Source organism: Brevibacillus antibioticus, assembly GCF_005217615.1.
Taxonomy (GTDB): domain Bacteria; phylum Bacillota; class Bacilli; order Brevibacillales; family Brevibacillaceae; genus Brevibacillus; species Brevibacillus antibioticus.
In genome coordinates this window covers 2637311-2655764 of the sequence record NZ_SZNK01000001.1, presented here as the reverse complement: position 1 = coordinate 2655764, position 18454 = coordinate 2637311, and the positions used below count along the sequence as shown (strand labels likewise).

The window sequence follows — 18454 nt, the reverse complement described above, 5'->3', positions numbered from 1 at the left end:
ATACCTTAGTCGAGGGCGAGCGTGGCGGCTGTTTCTTGTAGTGCCGGAGCTGGAGTGGCCATCTCGTTAAATGGAGCATCACTGCCCAGTACATGCAAGGTTATCTCGGGACGGGAACGCAGACGGATGTTTACCCCTGTTTGCCCCAGGCCTTCACTGATGTAAAAGGGGCGACCATCCATCTCGTGAAGTCCTTTCACGATATTTTGCTTCGGCAGTTTCCCCATTGTTGCGAGATGAAAGGGACGAGGCCAATGGATCTGTCCTCCGTGAAAATGACCTGACAACAAATAATCGTAAGCATACTCTTTCATGTGCAAAACTATATTAGGATCATGAGTGAAGACGAGCCTTGCTCCTGTCTCGGGAACACCGAAGAAAGACTTGGCCAGGTTGCTATGGCTCGTGCTGAAATCATCCACACCGATAATGTGCAGGGGCTGACCCTTGTGATAAATGGTTTCATTTTCGTTGATGAGAACACGGCAGCCAATTCGTGTAAGCTCTGATTTCAACTGTGCGAGCTTGAAAGGGGGAAGAACGTAATCATGGTTGCCAAAAACTACATAAGTTCCAAGGGTTGGCTGTAATTGCTGGAGGCATTGAACAAAAGCAACTGCCTTTGGAATGTTTTTTTCGCGGTCAAGCAAGTCGCCGGTAATCGCAATCAGGTCTACCTGACGCTGCGAGAAGTCATCGACAATGCGCTGGGGTAGTACAGATAGATTTTCCATGTGCAAATCAGACAAATGCAAAATCGAAATCGGCTCAAAATCATGCGGGTGATGAAGGTGCCGGGATTTTTGCAAGGGTATCGCTACTTCCTTTATTTGAACATCAAATGTATTGCAGTAGGCTCGAAATAGCAACAAGGCGATAGCGCCAAGTAAAAGAAGCCAGATCATCATGGTCAGCCATCTCCTTTGATGTAAGAGTACCGTCACGTCATTATACAAGAAAAAGTTCGTGATCGAATAAGTAGGTTCTGGCAGGAGGAATTGCGCAAAAAATGTAGAAATATTATGAATGTTGCGCAGTGAGAAAAACGATGCAGAGTGGGAGAGTGGAGACATGAACGTGGAGAAAATTCCAGCAACGGAAGGCTCTTATAATTTAGAAAATTACGACGAAACATATGCGAATTTTGATTGGGCAGATGTGGAGAAGCAATTCTCTTGGTATGAGACCGGGAAAGTGAACATGGTGTACGAAGCCATTGATCGCCATCTCGCCACTGATCGGAAAGACAAAATCGCTTTGATGTACAGCAATGCGACGAGAGACGAGACTTATACTTTCGCGCAATTAAGCGAGTTATCCAATAAATTCGGAAATGTTTTGCGGAATTTGGGCATTGTGAAAGGGGACCGCGTTTTCGTCTTTATGCCGCGTTCACCGGAGCTTTATGTAAGCGTTTTAGGCACGATCAAGGTTGGCGCAATCGTAGGACCGCTGTTCGAAGCGTTCATGGAGGCAGCTGTGCGTGATCGCTTGGAAAATAGCGAAGCCGTTGCGATCGTTACGACACCTGCACTCTTGCCACGCATTCCTGTAAGTGACTTGCCTGCACTAAAACACGTGATTGTTGTGGGTGCAGAAGAGGAGCTAAAAGAGGGTCACATCCGCTTTGAAAAAGCGATGGAAGAAGCCTCCACCGAGCTGGAAATCGAATGGGTTGATCGTGAAGATGGCATGATCCTGCACTATACCTCAGGCTCAACGGGCAAGCCAAAGGGTGTTCTGCATGTTCACAATGCCATGATCCAGCACTACCAAACGGGGAAATGGATTCTCGACTTGCAAGAGGATGATATTTATTGGTGCACAGCAGACCCCGGCTGGGTAACGGGAACTTCTTATGGCATTTTTTCACCTTGGTTGAATGGAGCAACGATTGTTGTACGTGGCGGACGTTTCACTCCCGAAGACTGGTATAAAGTCATTGAGAAAAACAAAGTATCCATTTGGTTCAGTGCTCCTACTACTTTCCGCATGTTCATGGGGGCAGGGGATGAACTCATCAAGCAATTTGACTTATCCAGTCTGCGTCACGTCCTGAGCGTTGGCGAACCGCTCAATCCGGAAGTCGTTCACTGGGGCATGCGCGTGTTCAATCAACGCATTCACGACAACTGGTGGATGACGGAAACAGGTGCTCAGCTGATTTCTAACTATCGCTGTATGGCGATCAAGCCTGGATCGATGGGTAAGCCGTTCCCAGGTATTTATGCAGCAATTATTGACGACCGCGGAAATGAGCTGCCACCGAATCGAATGGGGAATCTGGCCATCCGTACAGGTTGGCCAGCTATGATGAGACAAATCTGGAACAACCCAGCGAAGTATGAAGAATACTTCAGCATCCCAGGCTGGTACGTGTCCGGGGATTCTGCATACAAGGATGAAGAAGGTTACTTCTGGTTCCAAGGCCGTATTGATGATGTGATCAATACTTCCGGTGAGCGAGTCGGTCCGTTTGAAGTAGAGAGCAAGCTCGTGGAGCATCCAGCAGTAGCGGAAGCGGGCGTCATCGGCAAACCAGATCCGGTTCGTGGTGAAATTATTAAAGCGTTCATCTCTCTGCGAGCTGGCTATGAGCCAAGTGAAGCGTTGATGGAAGAAATTCGCAAGTTTGTGAAAGAAGGACTGGCTGCACATGCTGCTCCTCGTGAAATCGAATTCCGCGACAAGTTGCCAAAAACGCGTTCCGGAAAAATCATGCGCCGTGTCTTGAAAGCGTGGGAATTAGGTCTACCGACTGGTGACCTGTCTACCATGGAAGATTAATCACAAGAAAAACCATCTCTCGAAAATGCCGGGAGATGGTTTTCTTTTTTTAGGAATGGCTATGTTGTTTATGATCATGCGGATGGTCGTGATTATGCTCATGGTTATGATCGTGATCGTGCGAATCGGATGTTGCCTGGCAATGTAAGTCACGATGTCGAGTAGAGGAGTTCTCAATCTGGATGGTAGCGTGTGTAATGCCGAATTCTTTTTCCAAAAGAACCAGCGTGTCATTTAACACAGGGTAGCTGGGCAAATCGTCCTCGACAACGAGATGGCAGGTCAGGGAATCAAAACCAGAAGTAACCGTCCAAATGTGCAGGTCATGCACTTTGATAACTCCAGGCAGCTGACTGAGCGATTCTTCCACTTTTGTTGTATCCAGCCGTGAAGGGGCGCCTTCCAGCAAAATATTGACGGATTCTTTCGTTACGCGCCATGCGCTCAGCATGATCAGGACTGCCACGACGATACTGATGATCGGGTCGGCAATGTACCAGCCAAAAGCCCACATCAGGATACCACCAACGATTGCACCGACAGAACCGAGAAGATCGCCGAGAACGTGGAGATAGGCACTGCGTACATTGACGTTGTTTTTGGTATCGCCACGCATGAGTACCATGGCTGCAGCAATATTCGCCAAGAGTCCGACTGTGGCGATGGTGATCATGGAGCCACTGGCAACCTCGGGCGGATTCCATAAGCGTTGGAACCCTTCCCAGAAAATGAACAAGGATATCAGTACAAGTGTCACACCATTGGTCAGTGCAGCCAAGATTTCAAAACGTTTCAACCCGAATGTTCTCTTTGCAGAAGGTGGTCGTGCAGCGAAATGAACAGCGATCAAGCTCAATAGAAGTGCTAATGCATCGCTCAACATATGCCCAGCGTCAGAGAGCAACGCCAAACTATTGGTGAGGAAGCCCCCAATGGTTTCTACAACCAGAAATACAGCAATGATGAGGAAAGAAATGAGAAGAGCTCGTTTACTGGCTCCTTTTCCATGGTGATGGTGATCGTGACCATCTCCATGATCGTGATGGTGAAAGCCCATGATAGAATCCTCCTTATAGAAAATAATTTATAAATGTTCCACTAGATAAAGGGCGTCTTTTCCTACGCCGCCAATAAGCGCTGACGCCCTTGTATGCTGCCATGGAAGTCCGAGAAAGGATAGGCCAGGCACTTTTGTGATACCCCGAAGATGAATGGGTCTGCCTTTCGAATCAAGCACATCTGGAATACTCAGCCAATCGTAGTTTGGTCGAAAGCCAGTGGCCCATAATACGTTATTGACTGTTGCTTCTGTTCCATCTGCAAAATAAACGGTATGCCCATTAACCTGTACGGTTCGAGAAACTAACCGCAATGCTCCTGAGCGAGAGAGCTCGCGCACCTGCTTTTTGTAGCCGAATATCGGATCGGGTGAGCTACGCATTTTCTTGCCGATCCAGGTGGAGTGGGGAGCATCGAGTAATCCAAGTGTCTTCATGTAATCAAATATAGGTTTTCCAAATATAAAGTTTGGCAAGTAAGAGCGTGAATCTCCCTGTGAAAAAATAACGGGTCGATGAGCGGCGAGCTCTACCGCAATCTGTGCGCCAGAGTTGCCGCTGCCAACAACTAGGACCGGGCCGTCGATAAGCTGGCTCTCATTCTTGTACTGCGAAGTGTGCAGTTGATGAACAGTGTGGTCCAAGCTGTTCGCAATCCCTGGGATAAACGGCGTATGAAATGGCCCTGTTGCAATGACGACTTGCTTCGCGTAGAGCAGACGATCTTGTGTCCGTACTTCGAAACGGAAACCAATTTTTCTAAGCTCCATAACAGTCGTACCCAGCATGACAGGCAATTCGAAATGTTTGGCGTACAATTCTAGGTAGTCTGCCGCTTCATCCTTGTTCGGGAGCGTATTCTGCTCTCCGGGAAACGTAAGACCAGGTAGTTGATTATGTTTACGTGGTGTAAAAAGCACCAGCGAATCGTAGCGTTGCCGCCAACTGTCCCCGATCCGTTGGTTTTGTTCCACGATGACAAAACGGCGATTTTTACGCTTGAGTGCATATCCGAGAGCAAGCCCTGCCTGCCCTCCGCCAATTACGATGACGTCATAGTCGTTCATGATTCGGGCCTTCTTTCTGGTAATTGATTACCTAAATCATACCATATTCATTATTATATTCAAGTAATCGTTTGAATGTTTTTTGGGAAATCAGCAAAAAAGGCCGCCACTATTAGTGACGGACCTGTTAAAAGCCAATGGATTTACGGTTTCGATTGCTTCAATTCGGCAGCATGCTCAATTCCACACATGATTAAATGGCGGACATGATCATCATCGAGTGAGTAATAGACGAGCTTGCCATTTTTGCGGTACCGGGCGAGACCCATGTTTTTTAACAAGCGCAGATGGTGGGAGGTATTGGGGATCGAACTATTGATGGTTGCTGCGACATCACATACGCATAGCTCTCCTTCAAGTGCCAGTGCGTAAATGATTTTTGCTCGCGTATCGTCAGCAAGAGCCTTGAAGAGAGGGGCGACACCTTCCGTCTCCATCATTCTGGGCCGAAGCCTGTTTACTTTTTCTTCATCAATCGTCTGTATTTCACAAACCTCTAAATCAGTGGGAATGCGCTGAATGTCTTCGCTCACTTCATTCACCCCGAACCGTACGATTTTTCACCATTATAAGACGGATACAGGGGGAAGGGAAGGCTGGACAAGCTGTTGATTTTGTAAAAAAGTAAAGGAGAAGAAGGAAAAATAGGTGTCTTTATATAAATAGGAATGATACCTATTTACAAATGGAGAGGAGAGAACTCCCGCTTGATTCTGAAGATTCGCCAATTTTTAGTTGAAATAATCGGGGCGCTTCTGCTTGGACTAAGTGTCGTTTGGTTAACAATGGGCAGGGACAGCAGCTTGTTTTCCGGTTGGAGTATAGAGTGGTCCCCTTTATGGCTTGATGTGAAAACCTTTTTCCTTAGTATTTGGCTGGAAGCAATTCCGTTTGTCCTCTTGGGTGTATTTTTTTCGGCATTTATCCAGACGTTTGTGACAGAAGAGCAGGTGAGGCGTTGGACACCGAAGCATCCACTCGTGGCCCTGCCGTTTGCCGGGTTGCTCGGATTTTTGTTCCCTGTATGTGAATGTGCCATTATCCCTGTGGTTCGTCGGCTGATCCAAAAAGGGATGCCGCTGTCAGTTGGGATTGTTTTCTTATTGGCAGGTCCGATTGTGAATCCCGTTGTTTTGTCATCGACCTATGTCGCTTTCGCCCGTCAGCCGGAAATGGCTCTCTACCGGGGCATAGCGGGATTCGTTGTTGCACTCATAGTGGGCATGCTTGTCTTCTTGTTTGTCAAAAAAAATCCGATACGGCTCGGCATGGAATCGCAAATCAGCCATGAAGCCGATCATGTAAAAGCGACGAGTGGAAAGCTGTCCTCGACATTTGCCCACGCAGTGGACGAATTTTTTGACATGGGGAAATATTTGTTGTTTGGTGCGTTTATCAGTGCACTTTTACAGGTGTACATCAGCCGGGATACGCTCATGGACATCGGTCAAACACCGCTCACCTCCCATTTGGTCATGATGGGGATGGCGTATTTGTCTTCGCTTTGTTCAGAGGCGGATGCGTTTATTGCTGCCTCCTTTGCCAATACGTTTTCAAGCAGCTCGTTGCTTGCGTTTCTGGTTTTCGGTCCCATGCTCGATTTAAAAACGACGTTGATGCTATTTGGAACGTTTCGCTTTGGTTTTGTTATCAAGCTGGTCGTAGCTATTACGCTTTTGGTGATTGGCGTCACTATACTTATGCCGATGTAAGGAGGAGAAGATGGATCCGAATAAATTGAAGCGACATCACATCATGCGGAGTTTGATTTTGGCGGGCATTACAGCGTTGTTGGCCTATTTGATCCTGTCGGAAGCACTCAGTCACTATCTCGCACCCCGATTGCACATGTTCAGCTATGTCACGCTCGTCATTCTGGCTCTGTTGACAATGGTCAGCATACGGCAAATTTTTGTTGGCAGTAGCGTTTACGATTGCGATTGTGAAGAGCAGCACAAAGTACCGCGTACACCTATGGGTTCCTTTTTGGTTTATGGATTGTTTGTACTACCAATCGTAATGGGATTTTTCATGCCGGATAAAATTCTTGGCAGTGATGTAGCGGAAAAGCGGGGGATCACGCTACTCAGCAATGATGTACGAAAGCTGGCGGATGTAACGGCGAACGCGAATGTGAATGCAACAGAGAATGTGGAGCAGACAGCAGGAGTCAAAGAAGATGCCGAGCCAAATATAAAATCACAGCCAGAGGCTACCAATCAAGTAGCAATACCCCAGGTGCAAGCAACAGACGACGAGCAATTGCGGCAGCGATTCTCGAACGAGGGATTTGGTGACTTTTACGCGGATATCGCCGTCTTTTTACATAAACAGGCAGTAATTAAACTGAATGACAAAGTGTTCCTGGACGGACTCACTACGATGGAGCTATTTGCAAAAGAATTTGCTGGAAAAGAGCTTGAGACAATGGGATTTGTATATCGACAGCCTGATTTTACCAAGCAGCAGTTTGTCGTAGCGCGGTTCTCCGTCACCTGCTGTACAGCAGATTCCAGTGTCTATGGCGTTCTGGTGGAAAAGGAGGACGCGGACAAATGGAAAAAAGATAGCTGGGTAAAAGTACGCGGAAAGCTAGAGCTGCGTCAGGTAGACGGTTATGACATGCTTGTTCTCAAAGCCTCTCAGGTTGAAGCCGTCTCCGCTCCCAAAGATCCTTATGTATATTACAGCTTTGAATCAGCTCCAGAAAGTTAAAAGCGGGGGAAACAAAATGATCGTGCGACTAGATTTACAGGATGAACAAACGGTACAAAAACTTTGGAACATGCAGAAAAGAGCGTATCTTGTAGAGGCGGAGTTAATTGGAACAGAAGATATTCCACCTCTACGAGAATCAGTAGAACAACTGAGGGCATGTGGGGAAACGTTTTATGGCTACATAGAGGGAGACGAGTTGGCAGGGGCTGTTTCTTTCATGCTCGAGGGGGAAACGTTGGATATTCACCGAATGATTGTCGATCCTATTCATTTTCGCAAGGGAATCGCGAGTCAATTGCTCGCCTCTGTCCACGAGCATGGTTGCAGCAGGATCGTCGTAGCAACTGGTTCCTTGAATGAACCGGCTGTTCGATTGTATGAAAGACATGGATTTACCTTGACGGATAAAAAAGAAGTGAAGCCCGGTCTGTGGATATCTTTTTTCGAGAAAACGATTCGACGATAAGGAGAAAGGTTGGGAGGGTTTACGTTGATATCGATTAGGAAGGAAATCAAGTGGCAGCAGCGTTTGCTCAAGGCCACGACAATCGCTTCCTTGTTGGCTTTGGTCCTCGGTGGATCTGGGAGTGGCTGGTGGATGCCAGAACGGGTAAGGGCCCAGTCTCCTGCGGTGGGGAAGATAGACGACTTCACAGCTAAGCCTATAGCAGATGGCAGTAAAGGCTCGTACGACCTGAAGTTCGAGTTGTCGCCAGAAGGAAGGTTTACCGCTGAGGCCAAGATCACCGTTGAAAATCGTTCCAAGGACAAATGGGATCAGCTGATCTTTTATTTCCTGCCCAACGCATTTACAAAAGAGAACAAGCCTCCTTTCTTCGAGGACGCAGCCGAAGTGAAAATTCGTGACGTCAAACTGGATGGTTTGAAAATGAAGTATCAACTAACGGGTGATACGCTTGCCATCCCACTTGCCGAAAAGCTTGCGCCAAATGAGAATCGAGAGGTAACCGTAAAATATACGTTTACCGTCCCGAAAAAAGGACTGCGCTTTGATCGGACGGAAAGTGGTTTTCATTTGGCGCAAGCATATCCGATGCTAGCTACCTACCAGGGGAAAGACGGATGGAATAAGAAGCCGTACTCGCTTCGAGGCGAATCGTATCACACGAGCCATGCGGATTTTTCTATTTCGTATCGCTTGCCGAAAGGGTATACGGTCATCAGCTCATCTGATCAAGATAAGGCGTCGAACAACCAGACCGGTGAAATAAAAGTGAAAAATACGAAGGAAGTATTCATCGCAGTTGTAAAAGGAATGCGTAGTATAAGCAAAACGGTCAAAGGTGTCGAGCTTCGGGTATGGGGAAAGGAAGCAGACAAGGAAGCGATGACCGTCGCCCTGCAAGCTGCGGAAAAATCTTTTGAACAATTCACGGAAAAATTGGGTCCGTATCCCCATAAACAACTCGATATTTTGTTGGATGAAACCGCAAGTATGGAATATCCTGGCGTGGTGACGGTCGGACACATGGGGAGTGTGGACCCCGATTTAAGTCACACCGTGGTACACGAGATTGCCCATCAATGGTTTTATGGAGTGGTCTCGAATGATCCGTACCATCACGCCTGGTTGGACGAAGGAATTACAGAGCTGGCCACGACGCTCTATTTTTACGATGTAGAGAAAAAAGGGGACGCCAGCTTTTATTTTGCTGAACAAGCTGATGCGACCAACTCGGTATCCAATCTGCCGTTGGATGCGTTTGGCAAGGGACCCATCACGGGTCCGGTGTACGGTCAACCTGTGAAAGAGCTATGGGAACTGATTACAACTTACGGTGATGCGAAGGATGGCTGGGAGTTTTTGCAAGAGTATTATCAGACGTACGCCTACAAACAGGTGGATACACCTGAGTTTGTTCGATTTGCCACAGCGTATTTTCCAGTGAATGAACAGTACTTCGCTAAATGGCTGCGTTTATAGTACGACCCTCTACAAAGAACAACCCGGATAACGGGCACTTTTTTCAAGTGTCTGTTTCCGGGTTTTCCTTCTTTTTAAGGCGTACGCTTATTTGGTATCATCTGTTTCTTTTTGTTGGTCTTCATAGAACCAGAGAGGATCATCGCAATCCTCATCACCATTGTAGTTGATTAAGATTTCTTCACCCGCTTGAATGTCCGTATACGCATAAAAATCAAACGTGTGGTTATCGAAATTAATCTCATACGTGGCATTTGGCGTGTAGGAGTGATTAAATAGCATGCCATACCCTAACAAGAAAGCTGTGTGATTAGCACCGTACTCAAATGCATAATCCGCGAGCAAGGTTTTCTCGATATGCTCATGCTCTTCGTTTAAATAGGGCAGCACGGGCGCTTCATGAATCAGTTCGCCTTTTCGGATATCTTGCGTAGCAAATACACCTCTATTTAATTCTCCATTGCTTAGTTTGGAGGTCTTGACTTCGATCATAGGGATCACCTGCATTTCTTATGTCTGTAGAAAACGTATCTTTCTAAGGATGACAGTTGATCGAGCAGAAAGCAATGTTTTTTATTTGATGAGCAAATGATGGCGAACTGCATAAGCAGCAAGCTGGACGCGATTAGCCAATTGCAGCTTCTCGAGAATGTTCTTCAGGTGGTTTTTCACAGTGTTTTCTGCGATGATCAGCGCCTCGCTTATTTCCCGATTCGTTTTTCCGGCTCCCACATACATGACAATCTCTCGCTCTCGCGGAGTCAGAACATCTGGTACCATTTCATCCGTCGCCTCTTCTTGACGGAAGCGGTACATGAGCCGGGTTGCCATTTCGCGCGTCAACTCACTATCCTCGCCGAGCAAGGCATGCAAGTAGTTAATCCAGTCGTCAGGCTCTAAATTTTTCAGCAAGTAACCTTGGGCACCGAACTGAATGGCCGTGATCAGGTCAGCAACATCATCGGAGACGCTGAGAATGACGACCTTGATGTGCGGGTATGCTTTCTTGACCTCACGGGTCGCTTCGAGTCCGCTCCATTTCGGCATGTTGATGTCCATGAGCACAAGGTCCGGTTGTATTTGTCCGCATAAGAGAAAGGCTTCCTCGCCATTTTGCGCTTCTCCAATGACTTCAAAAGAGGGATCGGGATCAAGCAGGCTACGAATGGCCATACGAGCCATCGGGTGGTCGTCGGCGATCAATACACGGTAAGCGTTCATTATATTTTTCCTCCTGAATGAGAAGATAAGCGGATGATCGTACCGCCTGCCGGTCGTAACTGAATGTCGAGAGATGCGTTCAATTGGCGTGCTCGCTCGCGCATCATGGACAGACCGTATTTTTTCGTATCGGGAGAAGAGTTAAAAATCCCAATGCCATCGTCCTCAACCGCAAGAACCCAGCCAGTTGCTTCATCTGTCGTGAGGTGAATCCACGAATGCTTGGCCTGAGAATGTTTGCGAATGTTGGCAAAAGCCTCCTGGATGATCCCGAACAGTTGTACTTCTGCGGTGGGAGTAAAAAAGCCGTCTTTGACATGCAATTCGCTAGCAACGTCGATTCCAGATAAAGCGCTCCATTGCGCCAGCCATTTCTCAAGGCGTTGATCCAGACTGCCTTCTTCTGGCAATGAGCGCAGGTTGAAAATGGCTTGCCGTACATGGTTGTCGATGGCAGAAACAGCGACCCGTGCATCGTCCAAGTGTCCCTGCTTCAGTTTTACGTTGAGGAAGAACAGAGACTGCGCAATCCCGTCGTGTAATTCGCGGGCAAGGCGTTCCCGTTCTTCATAAACAGCGCGACGAGCTTGTTCCTCGATGATTCGTGCATTCATTTGTTTCAGGGTGTGAAACATCCAGGTAGCGAATAAAAAAGAGAGTAAGAGCGTCAAGAGGGTAATGTACACATTTCCGACTTCCATAGACATATAGGGCAGCAAAAAGTCGTGACGGATGAACTCGAAGCCCCCGATGATAATGGTTGGAATGAGAAAGGTCAACCAATAAAAGATACGATATGACATGAAATTGTCCCCTTTTAATACAGTTGGCAAACATTCCTTTAGTATACCGAATGGGACGAGCGGATGGTATACTCAGGTGAGAAAAGGTGGAAAGCAGGAGGGAAAATCATGAGCACGATTGCGAAAGCATTGACGATAGCGGGTTCAGATAGCGGTGGAGGAGCTGGTATTCAGGCAGACCTGAAAACCTTCCATCAACTCGGTGTGTACGGAATGAGTGCGATCACAGCAATCACCGCACAAAATACATTGGGCGTAGCAGGCGTTTATCCGTTGCCGACAGAGGCAGTTGCACAGCAAATGCATGAGGTGCTTCGTGATCTAGGTGCTGACGCGGCGAAAACCGGAATGCTGTTTAATGCGGATATCATTCGCGCTGTTGCGCAAGAGGTCAAAGCATTTCGCCTGAAAAAGCTGGTGGTAGACCCGGTGATGATTGCCAAGGGAGGGTCAAAACTACTCCTGGATGAGGCAATCGTTGCCTTGAAAAAAGAGTTGTTGCCGTTGGCAGAAGTCGTCACACCTAACTTGCCGGAAGCAGAATGCTTGACGGGTATGAAGATCGAGACGACAGACGAGATGCGCGAAGGAGCAAAAGCGATACATGCGTTAGGCGCCCGCAATGTCCTAATGAAGGGTGGACATCTGCAAGGAGACGTTGTTGTGGACATTTTGTTCGACGGTACGGCATTCCATGAGTGGTCCCATGAGCGTATCCATACACGTCATACGCATGGCACAGGTTGTACATTCTCAGCGGCCCTTACAGCAGAGTTAGCAAAAAATACACCGCTCATCACTGCGGTTGAAAAAGCAAATCGCTTTATCTTCGAAGCAATTAAGACAGCTCCGCAATTGGGTGGCGGGCATGGGCCGACCAATCACTGGGCGGTTGTAGATTGATTTGACCAATCAAAAAATGAATGCCCCACAGCGATGTCGTACAAACAATCGCTGAAGGGGCATTTTTTATTTGACTTCAATAGAAAAAGTACCTTGAAGTCGTTCAGGATAGCTAGACAGAGGAAAGGAATAAGAAGTAGGCGTACCTTTGTTTGTTTTTCGCTTGAATAGCATGGAATAGTATTGAATGGATTCATCATCTGTCGAGTGGGTGCTTCCTTGCACATAATCATATTCATTTCCCACGTCGTCAGTCAGGTCATACCCTAAGGAGATATGAGAGTCTTTATCTTGGGGTGGAACCTTCAAAGAAAAGTCCATACCCACCACATCATCAACTTGACGTAGTGCCGTTAATTTTAAGCGATCATTTGGCACGTTTGTTAATGTGCCTGCCTTCGCATCGATTACGATTTGCAATTTATCTTTGTCTACGGCACGAATACCATTGGCTTTGAGAATAAGCTTTTCGGGCTCTACAAAATAAATACTCTCCAGATTGTATATCCTCCCATTCTCACCGTTGTCCCGAACAGGAACGCCATTTCCCCAAAAAGCGAATGTTTCTCCTTTTTCATCTTCGAGCCTCAGCTTATCAAAATCAAATACGTGCTTTATGTTAGCTGGATCAAAGCGAATGCTCACTTCAGTCTGAGTAGGAAAAACTGCGATTTGTTCTATTGTAAACCGCTGTCCGTCAACCGTGACTTCCTTCATCACTGGATACATTTTTTTCTCAAAGGTCTTAAATTTGTTTTTATCCACAGCAAAGTCGATCTTGAGAGGGGGCTTTTGTTCGAGATTATCTATTGCTAGCGTGACTTTTGCAGTCATCGAATCGGGTATTTCAGTGGCCCCTTCGATGTGAATATCAATACGATTTCGGATCACAGGGTCTTCGCTGCCCATGCTGGACCAGGAAACACCGTACTCCCATTGCTTTCCAGATTGATCGAACAACTCGATTTTGTGAAGTGCTACTTCTTTACCGGAGAGGTCATTCTTCAGTGTATAGAAGAGGAGCATCCGTTTTTCATCTGCCAATACGTGATCAATCGTAAAAGTGACACCCTCAAGTGAACCACTGGCTCCAATATGTTGAACGAGGTTGTGTTCCGCAGCCAATTGTAAGCCTTTATCATCCCGAAGAAACTCCACGATCTTTTCCATCCCAGGAATCGAGCTGACATAAGCGGCAACAGCAGGTGAAAGGCGAACGGAAAAAATAAACACGAAAATGAACAGACAAGCTACTAGACTAGAACCAACGCGTATCCACCGATGGCGGCTCCGATTTTGACGCAGCTCTTTTGCTTGTTCCATCCCTTTTCGAATGTAATGATCAATTTCAGTGGGAATCATGAATGGACCCGCATTTTTTTTATCATTTTCACGCATGACGCTTACCAGCCTTTCCCGAGATCTTTGCGAAGTGCACCTAGAGCTTTGTGCAGCCAAGTTTTTATGGTTCCTTCCGGATGACCGAGTACCTCTGCAATATCGCGTATCGTCCGATCTTCAAAATATTTCAAAATAATAATGTGGCGATAATTCGGACTGAGACGAGCGAGAGCCTCCTCGATTTGAATACGTTCGACATTTTGATCGTCCATAGGAATACTTGCACGACTTTCGACGTCATCTGCCATGGGATCCAAGATGATACGTTTTCGGCGCTTTTGTTCATCCAGACAAATATGAATAAGGATGCGAGTCAGCCATGTGCGAAAATACGCAGGCTGTTTCAAGCGTGCCAGCTTGAGATAGGAACGGCACGTCGCTTCCTGAATGGCCTCCAATGCATCTGTCTCGTTACGAAGAAAGGCGTAGGCGATTTTATACAGTTGTTCTTTATGAAGGCTGACGAGCTGAAAAAAGGCATCATCATCCCCATCTTTTGCGTGCAAAACGAGCTGTTCCAGATTCACTTTTTCCCCTCCTCTAGCATTAGACGGCGCAGGTGCCAAAACGGTTTTCATAAATTGTCAGCCAAGCTGTTTTTTTGAACCATTCGTCTGTCCACTGCTTACTGTAAGAGAAAGAAGTGTGTAAGGATGGGGTGCAGGTGCATGTGGATCAAATGGGTTACGATTCATGAATCGTATGGTCTCCCGCGGATTGCTCAGGAATGTCGGCGTTATCTAGAAATGAAAGGAATTCGGGTCAGGCTTTTGTCCAGACAGACTAAAAAAGCAGGACATGTCTATACACTGCAAGTACCGCTAGCTCAACAGGAGCAAGCAAAGGCGCTGCTACGCGATTTTAAGAATACCCTGAAATAACGGGCACAGCCATACTTCCCCTTACGTCCATGCGAATGGCACGGGCATACTAGGTGAAGGGGGGATGATGACTATGGGAACGATCCTTATGGAAAGACCTGAAAAGACGGAGCAGAAGGGCAGCAAGCTGTTTGTTCCGGATTATATTTTCGTCGAGCCAAACGCACTGAACTATCCACTCGGTCAAGAGCTGTATCGCCGTTTTCAAGCAGAAGGGATTCCGATGCAGATGACGACCAGCCATAATCAGGTCCGTGGCATCCCTGGGGATACAGAAGTGGAGAAATATCGCAATGCGAAGCGGACCTTGGTCATCGGGGTACGCAAAACATTGAAGTTCGAGACTTCCAAGCCTTCCGCCGAATATGCCATTCCACTGGCAACGGGATGTGCTGCCCACTGTCACTATTGCTATTTGAACACCAATATCGGGACAAAGCCGTATGTTCGAGTGTACGTCAATACAGATGAAATTCTGGCGCAGGCTGAGAAGTATATCCAGGAACGCCCGGGTGAGATTACTCGTTTTGAGGCAGCCTGTACCTCCGATCCGGTTAGCATTGAGCATCTTACGGGCAATTTGAAACGAGCAATTGAGTTTATGGGCGAGCAGGAGTTTGGGCGTTTACGCTTCGTGACCAAGTTTCACCACGTGGATTCTTTGCTGGATGCCAAGCACAACAAGCATACCCGGTTTCGCTTCAGCATGAACGCTGACTATGTCATCAAAAATTTTGAGCCAGGCACCTCCAGCTTTCATCAGCGATTGGAGGCAGCAGGGAAGGTAGCAAAGGCCGGTTATCCGCTCGGCTTTATTTTAGCGCCTTTGTATTGGTTTGACGGATGGGAAGCAGGGTATACCGATTTGCTGGAAAGACTGCGTTCGCAGTTGGTTCCTGAAGCGATGGAGGATTTGACGTTTGAGCTGATCCAGCATCGTTTTACCAAGATTGCTAAAAGCTTGATTCTCCAGCGCTATCCGAAAACGAAGCTTGTGATGAAGGAAGAAGAGCGTAAGTACAAATGGGGGAAATACGGGAAAGGGAAGTACGTCTATCCCGACATCCAAGCAAAGGCGTTACAGGCCCATTTGGAAAGTGAAATAACCCGACTGTTTCCGCAAGCACGCGTTGAATATTTTACGTAAGTCCCAGACTGCTCTTGATGAAGAGCAGTTTTTCTTTTTTAAAAAAGAGCACCAGATGATACCAAACGACACGATGCGAATGTTTTCGACAAACGCTTACATACATGCTAGAATATGGGGTGCTCTCATTTTCTTGAAAGGAATCGAAGCATACATGAAGTCCATATTGATTACCGTTGAGGGACCTATTGGTATTGGGAAAACCTCTTTATCGCGGGAACTAAGCCGCGCATGCAACTTGCAGTTACTGGAAGAGATTGTCTACGAGAACCCGTTTCTGGGTAAATTTTATGAAAATATTGCCGAATGGAGCTTTCAGCTTGAGATGTTTTTCCTCTGCAATCGTTACAAGCAGTTGCAGGATATTCATACAAAGTTCCTGAATCAAGGTATTTCAGTTGTTTCTGATTACAATATTTTCAAAAATACGATTTTTGCCAAACGGACGTTACAAGGAGATAACCTGCCAAAGTACCTCAAAATTTATGATATCCTAACAGAGGATCTTCCTCAGGCCCATTTGGTGATCTACATGACAGCTTCGATTGAGACCGTGATGAAGCGGATTGCGATGCGAGATCGTGAAATGGAGCGCAGTATGGATGTCACTTATATGGAAAACCTGATTGCTGATTACAACGAGTTTATGGAAGCGTTTGAAAAGCATCATCCGGATACGCCTGTCATCAAATTTGATTGTGACGATTTGGATTTTGTGCATAGACCAGAAGATTTGAAGGTTGTATTGGATCGAATTGCACCACGGATTCAAGAGTTGATGGGACAAGAGGGATAGGGAACAAAGGAAAAGTAAGCATGGGGATAAGGAGTTGCGTACATGTCGAGGTTTCAAAACAGCACGCTTCGTGAAAAATACGGGATACCGAACAACGCAGTGATTACGATCGGCGGGACAGTAGGAGTAGGAAAATCCACCTTTACACATGCCCTGGCAGATCAGCTCGGATTTCGCGTATCTGTAGAAAAGGTTGACAATAACCCGTATTTGGGCCGTTACTATAATGATTTATCGCGTTGGGGCTTCCATTTGCAAATTTTCTTTTTGGCAGAACGCTTCAAGGAACAAAAACGGATGTTTGATTATGGCGGAGGCTTTGTCCAAGACCGCTCCATCTATGAGGATACCGGGATTTTTGCCCGCATGCTGTACGAGCAGGGCAACATGACAGAAGAAGATTACCGCACTTATACAGAACTTTTTGAAGCGATGGTCATGACACCTTACTTCCCGCATCCGGATATTTTGATCTATTTAGAGGGAAGCTTCGATGATATTATTGGCCGCGTAAAAGAGCGTGGGCGCCCAATGGAGCAACAAACGCCGGTGGATTACTGGCAGGATTTGTTTGGTCGCTATGATAGCTGGATTGCCTCCTTTACTTCCTGTCCGATTTTGCGGGTCAATATCAACGAATACGATGTTGTGGATGACCCATCTTCGGTAGAAAGCGTTATTGCGCGGGCTGCTGAAAAAATTCGGCTTGGACGAGCTACCCGCTTTTCATCATAAAAACCCTTTACAATAACAAAGCACCCTTACATTTTGCCGGTAAAGAGGCGGAAGCAGGGGTGCTTTGCTTTTATTTGGTGCGATATCCTTCCAAGAGAAGGGTCATCGCTGCACAGTATGTACCAAAAGTGGTTTCAATATTTTTCAACAAAGCTTTCCTACACTTTGCCGCATGCAAATCGGCTACGGATAAACCCCGCTGTGGTATAATAAGAGCATCTTGGAATTAAAGGGGCTCAGACATGGCAGAAGAATGGTTTGAACGCAGCTTTCGCGAAGATTATGTGCTTGTGTATCGTCATAGGGACGAGTCGGCAGCAGATGGAGAGATCGCTAATCTGTTGGAAAGATTGCCGGTAAAGGACACAGGACGCGTACTTGATCTTTGCTGCGGGAGCGGGCGTCATTCGCGTGCGCTGGCTCGCCGGGGGTATGAAGTAGTTGGTGTGGATTTGTCGCCTGTTCTTTTACAGTTGGCCGAGGAACAAAACGCCTATCCACAGCTAAGTTTTGCCCGCTGTGACATGCGCGACATTCCGTTTCACGAAGAATTTGATATCGTCGTGAATTTGTTTACCAGCTTTGGTTATTTCTCCACAGATGAGGAAAATGCTAACGTTATTCGTAACATGGCACAAGCACTCAAAACAAAAGGTGAAGTGGTCATCGATTTCTTAAATGCAGCGTACGTCATGGATAACCTCGTGCCGCACTCTACCAAGGAAGTCAGTGGGATGTTGATTAAAGAAGAACGTTGGATCCAGGATGGATTTGTGAAAAAGCGGATACTGATTTCCGACGAGTCGTCGCATGAACCGCGTGAGTATATGGAGCAGGTTCGCTTGTTTTCTGCCCAGCAAATGATTACGATGCTGACAGAGGCGGGATTCGAAAAAATCCAAGTGTTTGGAAATTATCTGTTTGAAGAATATGTGGAACATGAGTCACCTCGTATGATTTTTTATGCTGTGAAGCAATAGGGTGCGGATAAC

At 46.8% G+C, this 18454-nt stretch carries 20 protein-coding genes; 11 read left to right on the top strand and 9 right to left on the bottom strand.

Features of this window, described 5'->3' with window-relative positions; translation table 11 throughout:
* Positions 1-5: 5 nt before the first annotated feature.
* Complete coding sequence (locus E8L90_RS12255; RefSeq protein ID WP_137033419.1) at positions 6-905, bottom strand: metallophosphoesterase; 900 nt, start codon at positions 903-905, stop codon at positions 6-8.
* A 166-nt stretch (positions 906-1071) separates the two neighbouring features.
* On the opposite strand from E8L90_RS12255, the gene acsA reads away from it, so the two are divergent.
* Positions 1072-2787, top strand: a complete 1716-nt coding sequence (gene acsA, locus E8L90_RS12250) for an acetate--CoA ligase (protein ID WP_137033417.1) — start codon at positions 1072-1074, stop codon at positions 2785-2787.
* Positions 2788-2836: 49 nt separating this feature from the next.
* On the opposite strand, the gene E8L90_RS12245 is transcribed toward acsA, so the two are convergent.
* The 3 genes from E8L90_RS12245 to E8L90_RS12235 all read right to left on the bottom strand — a co-directional run bounded on the left by E8L90_RS12245 (position 2837) and on the right by E8L90_RS12235 (position 5445).
* Positions 2837-3844, bottom strand: coding sequence for a cation diffusion facilitator family transporter (locus tag E8L90_RS12245; RefSeq protein WP_137029641.1), 1008 nt, complete (start codon positions 3842-3844; stop codon positions 2837-2839).
* 27 nt (positions 3845-3871) lie between these two features.
* Positions 3872-4912 (bottom strand): flavin-containing monooxygenase, encoded by a 1041-nt coding sequence (locus E8L90_RS12240; RefSeq protein WP_137029640.1) that lies wholly within the window; start codon positions 4910-4912, stop codon positions 3872-3874.
* A gap of 143 nt (positions 4913-5055) precedes the next feature.
* A complete protein-coding gene (locus tag E8L90_RS12235) occupies positions 5056-5445 on the bottom strand; it encodes an ArsR/SmtB family transcription factor (RefSeq protein WP_137033416.1) in 390 nt (129 codons plus the stop codon).
* Between the two features lie 174 nt (positions 5446-5619).
* Between E8L90_RS12235 and E8L90_RS12230 the strand changes: the two genes are divergently transcribed.
* The 4 genes from E8L90_RS12230 to E8L90_RS12215 are packed head-to-tail and all read left to right on the top strand — an operon-like array spanning position 5620 to position 9575.
* Positions 5620-6624, top strand: a complete 1005-nt coding sequence (locus E8L90_RS12230; protein ID WP_137029639.1) for a permease — start codon at positions 5620-5622, stop codon at positions 6622-6624.
* A 10-nt stretch (positions 6625-6634) separates the two neighbouring features.
* Entirely contained in the window at positions 6635-7627 is a 993-nt protein-coding gene (locus tag E8L90_RS12225) for a TIGR03943 family putative permease subunit (RefSeq protein WP_137029638.1), read from the top strand.
* 16 nt (positions 7628-7643) lie between these two features.
* Positions 7644-8096, top strand: coding sequence for a GNAT family N-acetyltransferase (locus tag E8L90_RS12220; protein WP_137029637.1), 453 nt, complete (start codon positions 7644-7646; stop codon positions 8094-8096).
* A 24-nt stretch (positions 8097-8120) separates the two neighbouring features.
* Positions 8121-9575: a M1 family metallopeptidase gene (locus E8L90_RS12215; protein WP_244297208.1), complete on the top strand. Its 1455-nt coding sequence runs from the start codon at positions 8121-8123 to the stop codon at positions 9573-9575.
* A gap of 87 nt (positions 9576-9662) precedes the next feature.
* On the opposite strand, the gene E8L90_RS12210 is transcribed toward E8L90_RS12215, so the two are convergent.
* The 3 genes from E8L90_RS12210 to E8L90_RS12200 form a co-directional block, all read right to left on the bottom strand.
* Positions 9663-10067 carry an SET domain-containing protein gene (locus E8L90_RS12210; protein ID WP_137029636.1) on the bottom strand — a complete coding sequence of 135 codons (405 nt, stop codon included), beginning with the start codon at positions 10065-10067 and terminating at the stop codon, positions 9663-9665.
* An 81-nt stretch (positions 10068-10148) separates the two neighbouring features.
* Positions 10149-10796 carry a response regulator gene (locus E8L90_RS12205; RefSeq protein WP_137029635.1) on the bottom strand — a complete coding sequence of 216 codons (648 nt, stop codon included), beginning with the start codon at positions 10794-10796 and terminating at the stop codon, positions 10149-10151.
* Positions 10796-11599, bottom strand: coding sequence for a sensor histidine kinase (locus tag E8L90_RS12200; RefSeq protein ID WP_137029634.1), 804 nt, complete (start codon positions 11597-11599; stop codon positions 10796-10798). Before E8L90_RS12200 ends, E8L90_RS12205 begins: the two co-directional genes overlap by 1 nt.
* 108 nt (positions 11600-11707) lie before the next feature.
* Between E8L90_RS12200 and thiD the strand changes: the two genes are divergently transcribed.
* Complete coding sequence (gene thiD / locus E8L90_RS12195) at positions 11708-12502, top strand: bifunctional hydroxymethylpyrimidine kinase/phosphomethylpyrimidine kinase (RefSeq protein ID WP_137029633.1); 795 nt, start codon at positions 11708-11710, stop codon at positions 12500-12502.
* A gap of 66 nt (positions 12503-12568) precedes the next feature.
* Here the strand turns inward: thiD and E8L90_RS12190 are convergent, their stop codons facing one another.
* Both E8L90_RS12190 and E8L90_RS12185 read right to left on the bottom strand, forming a co-directional pair.
* Positions 12569-13900 carry a DUF4179 domain-containing protein gene (locus E8L90_RS12190; RefSeq protein WP_137029632.1) on the bottom strand — a complete coding sequence of 444 codons (1332 nt, stop codon included), beginning with the start codon at positions 13898-13900 and terminating at the stop codon, positions 12569-12571.
* 5 nt (positions 13901-13905) lie between these two features.
* A complete protein-coding gene (locus tag E8L90_RS12185; protein ID WP_167497598.1) occupies positions 13906-14430 on the bottom strand; it encodes a sigma-70 family RNA polymerase sigma factor in 525 nt (174 codons plus the stop codon).
* Between the two features lie 126 nt (positions 14431-14556).
* Between E8L90_RS12185 and E8L90_RS12180 the strand changes: the two genes are divergently transcribed.
* The 5 genes from E8L90_RS12180 (at position 14557) to E8L90_RS12160 (ending at position 18442) form a co-directional block, all read left to right on the top strand.
* Positions 14557-14784: a hypothetical protein gene (locus tag E8L90_RS12180; protein ID WP_017247807.1), complete on the top strand. Its 228-nt coding sequence runs from the start codon at positions 14557-14559 to the stop codon at positions 14782-14784.
* Positions 14785-14857: 73 nt separating this feature from the next.
* Complete coding sequence (splB, locus tag E8L90_RS12175; RefSeq protein ID WP_137029630.1) at positions 14858-15931, top strand: spore photoproduct lyase; 1074 nt, start codon at positions 14858-14860, stop codon at positions 15929-15931.
* 154 nt (positions 15932-16085) lie between these two features.
* Positions 16086-16727 (top strand): deoxynucleoside kinase, encoded by a 642-nt coding sequence (locus E8L90_RS12170; RefSeq protein WP_137029629.1) that lies wholly within the window; start codon positions 16086-16088, stop codon positions 16725-16727.
* Positions 16728-16769: 42 nt separating this feature from the next.
* Positions 16770-17462 carry a deoxynucleoside kinase gene (locus E8L90_RS12165; RefSeq protein ID WP_137029628.1) on the top strand — a complete coding sequence of 231 codons (693 nt, stop codon included), beginning with the start codon at positions 16770-16772 and terminating at the stop codon, positions 17460-17462.
* 242 nt (positions 17463-17704) lie between these two features.
* Complete coding sequence (locus E8L90_RS12160; protein WP_137029627.1) at positions 17705-18442, top strand: class I SAM-dependent methyltransferase; 738 nt, start codon at positions 17705-17707, stop codon at positions 18440-18442.
* Positions 18443-18454: the final 12 nt, after the last annotated feature.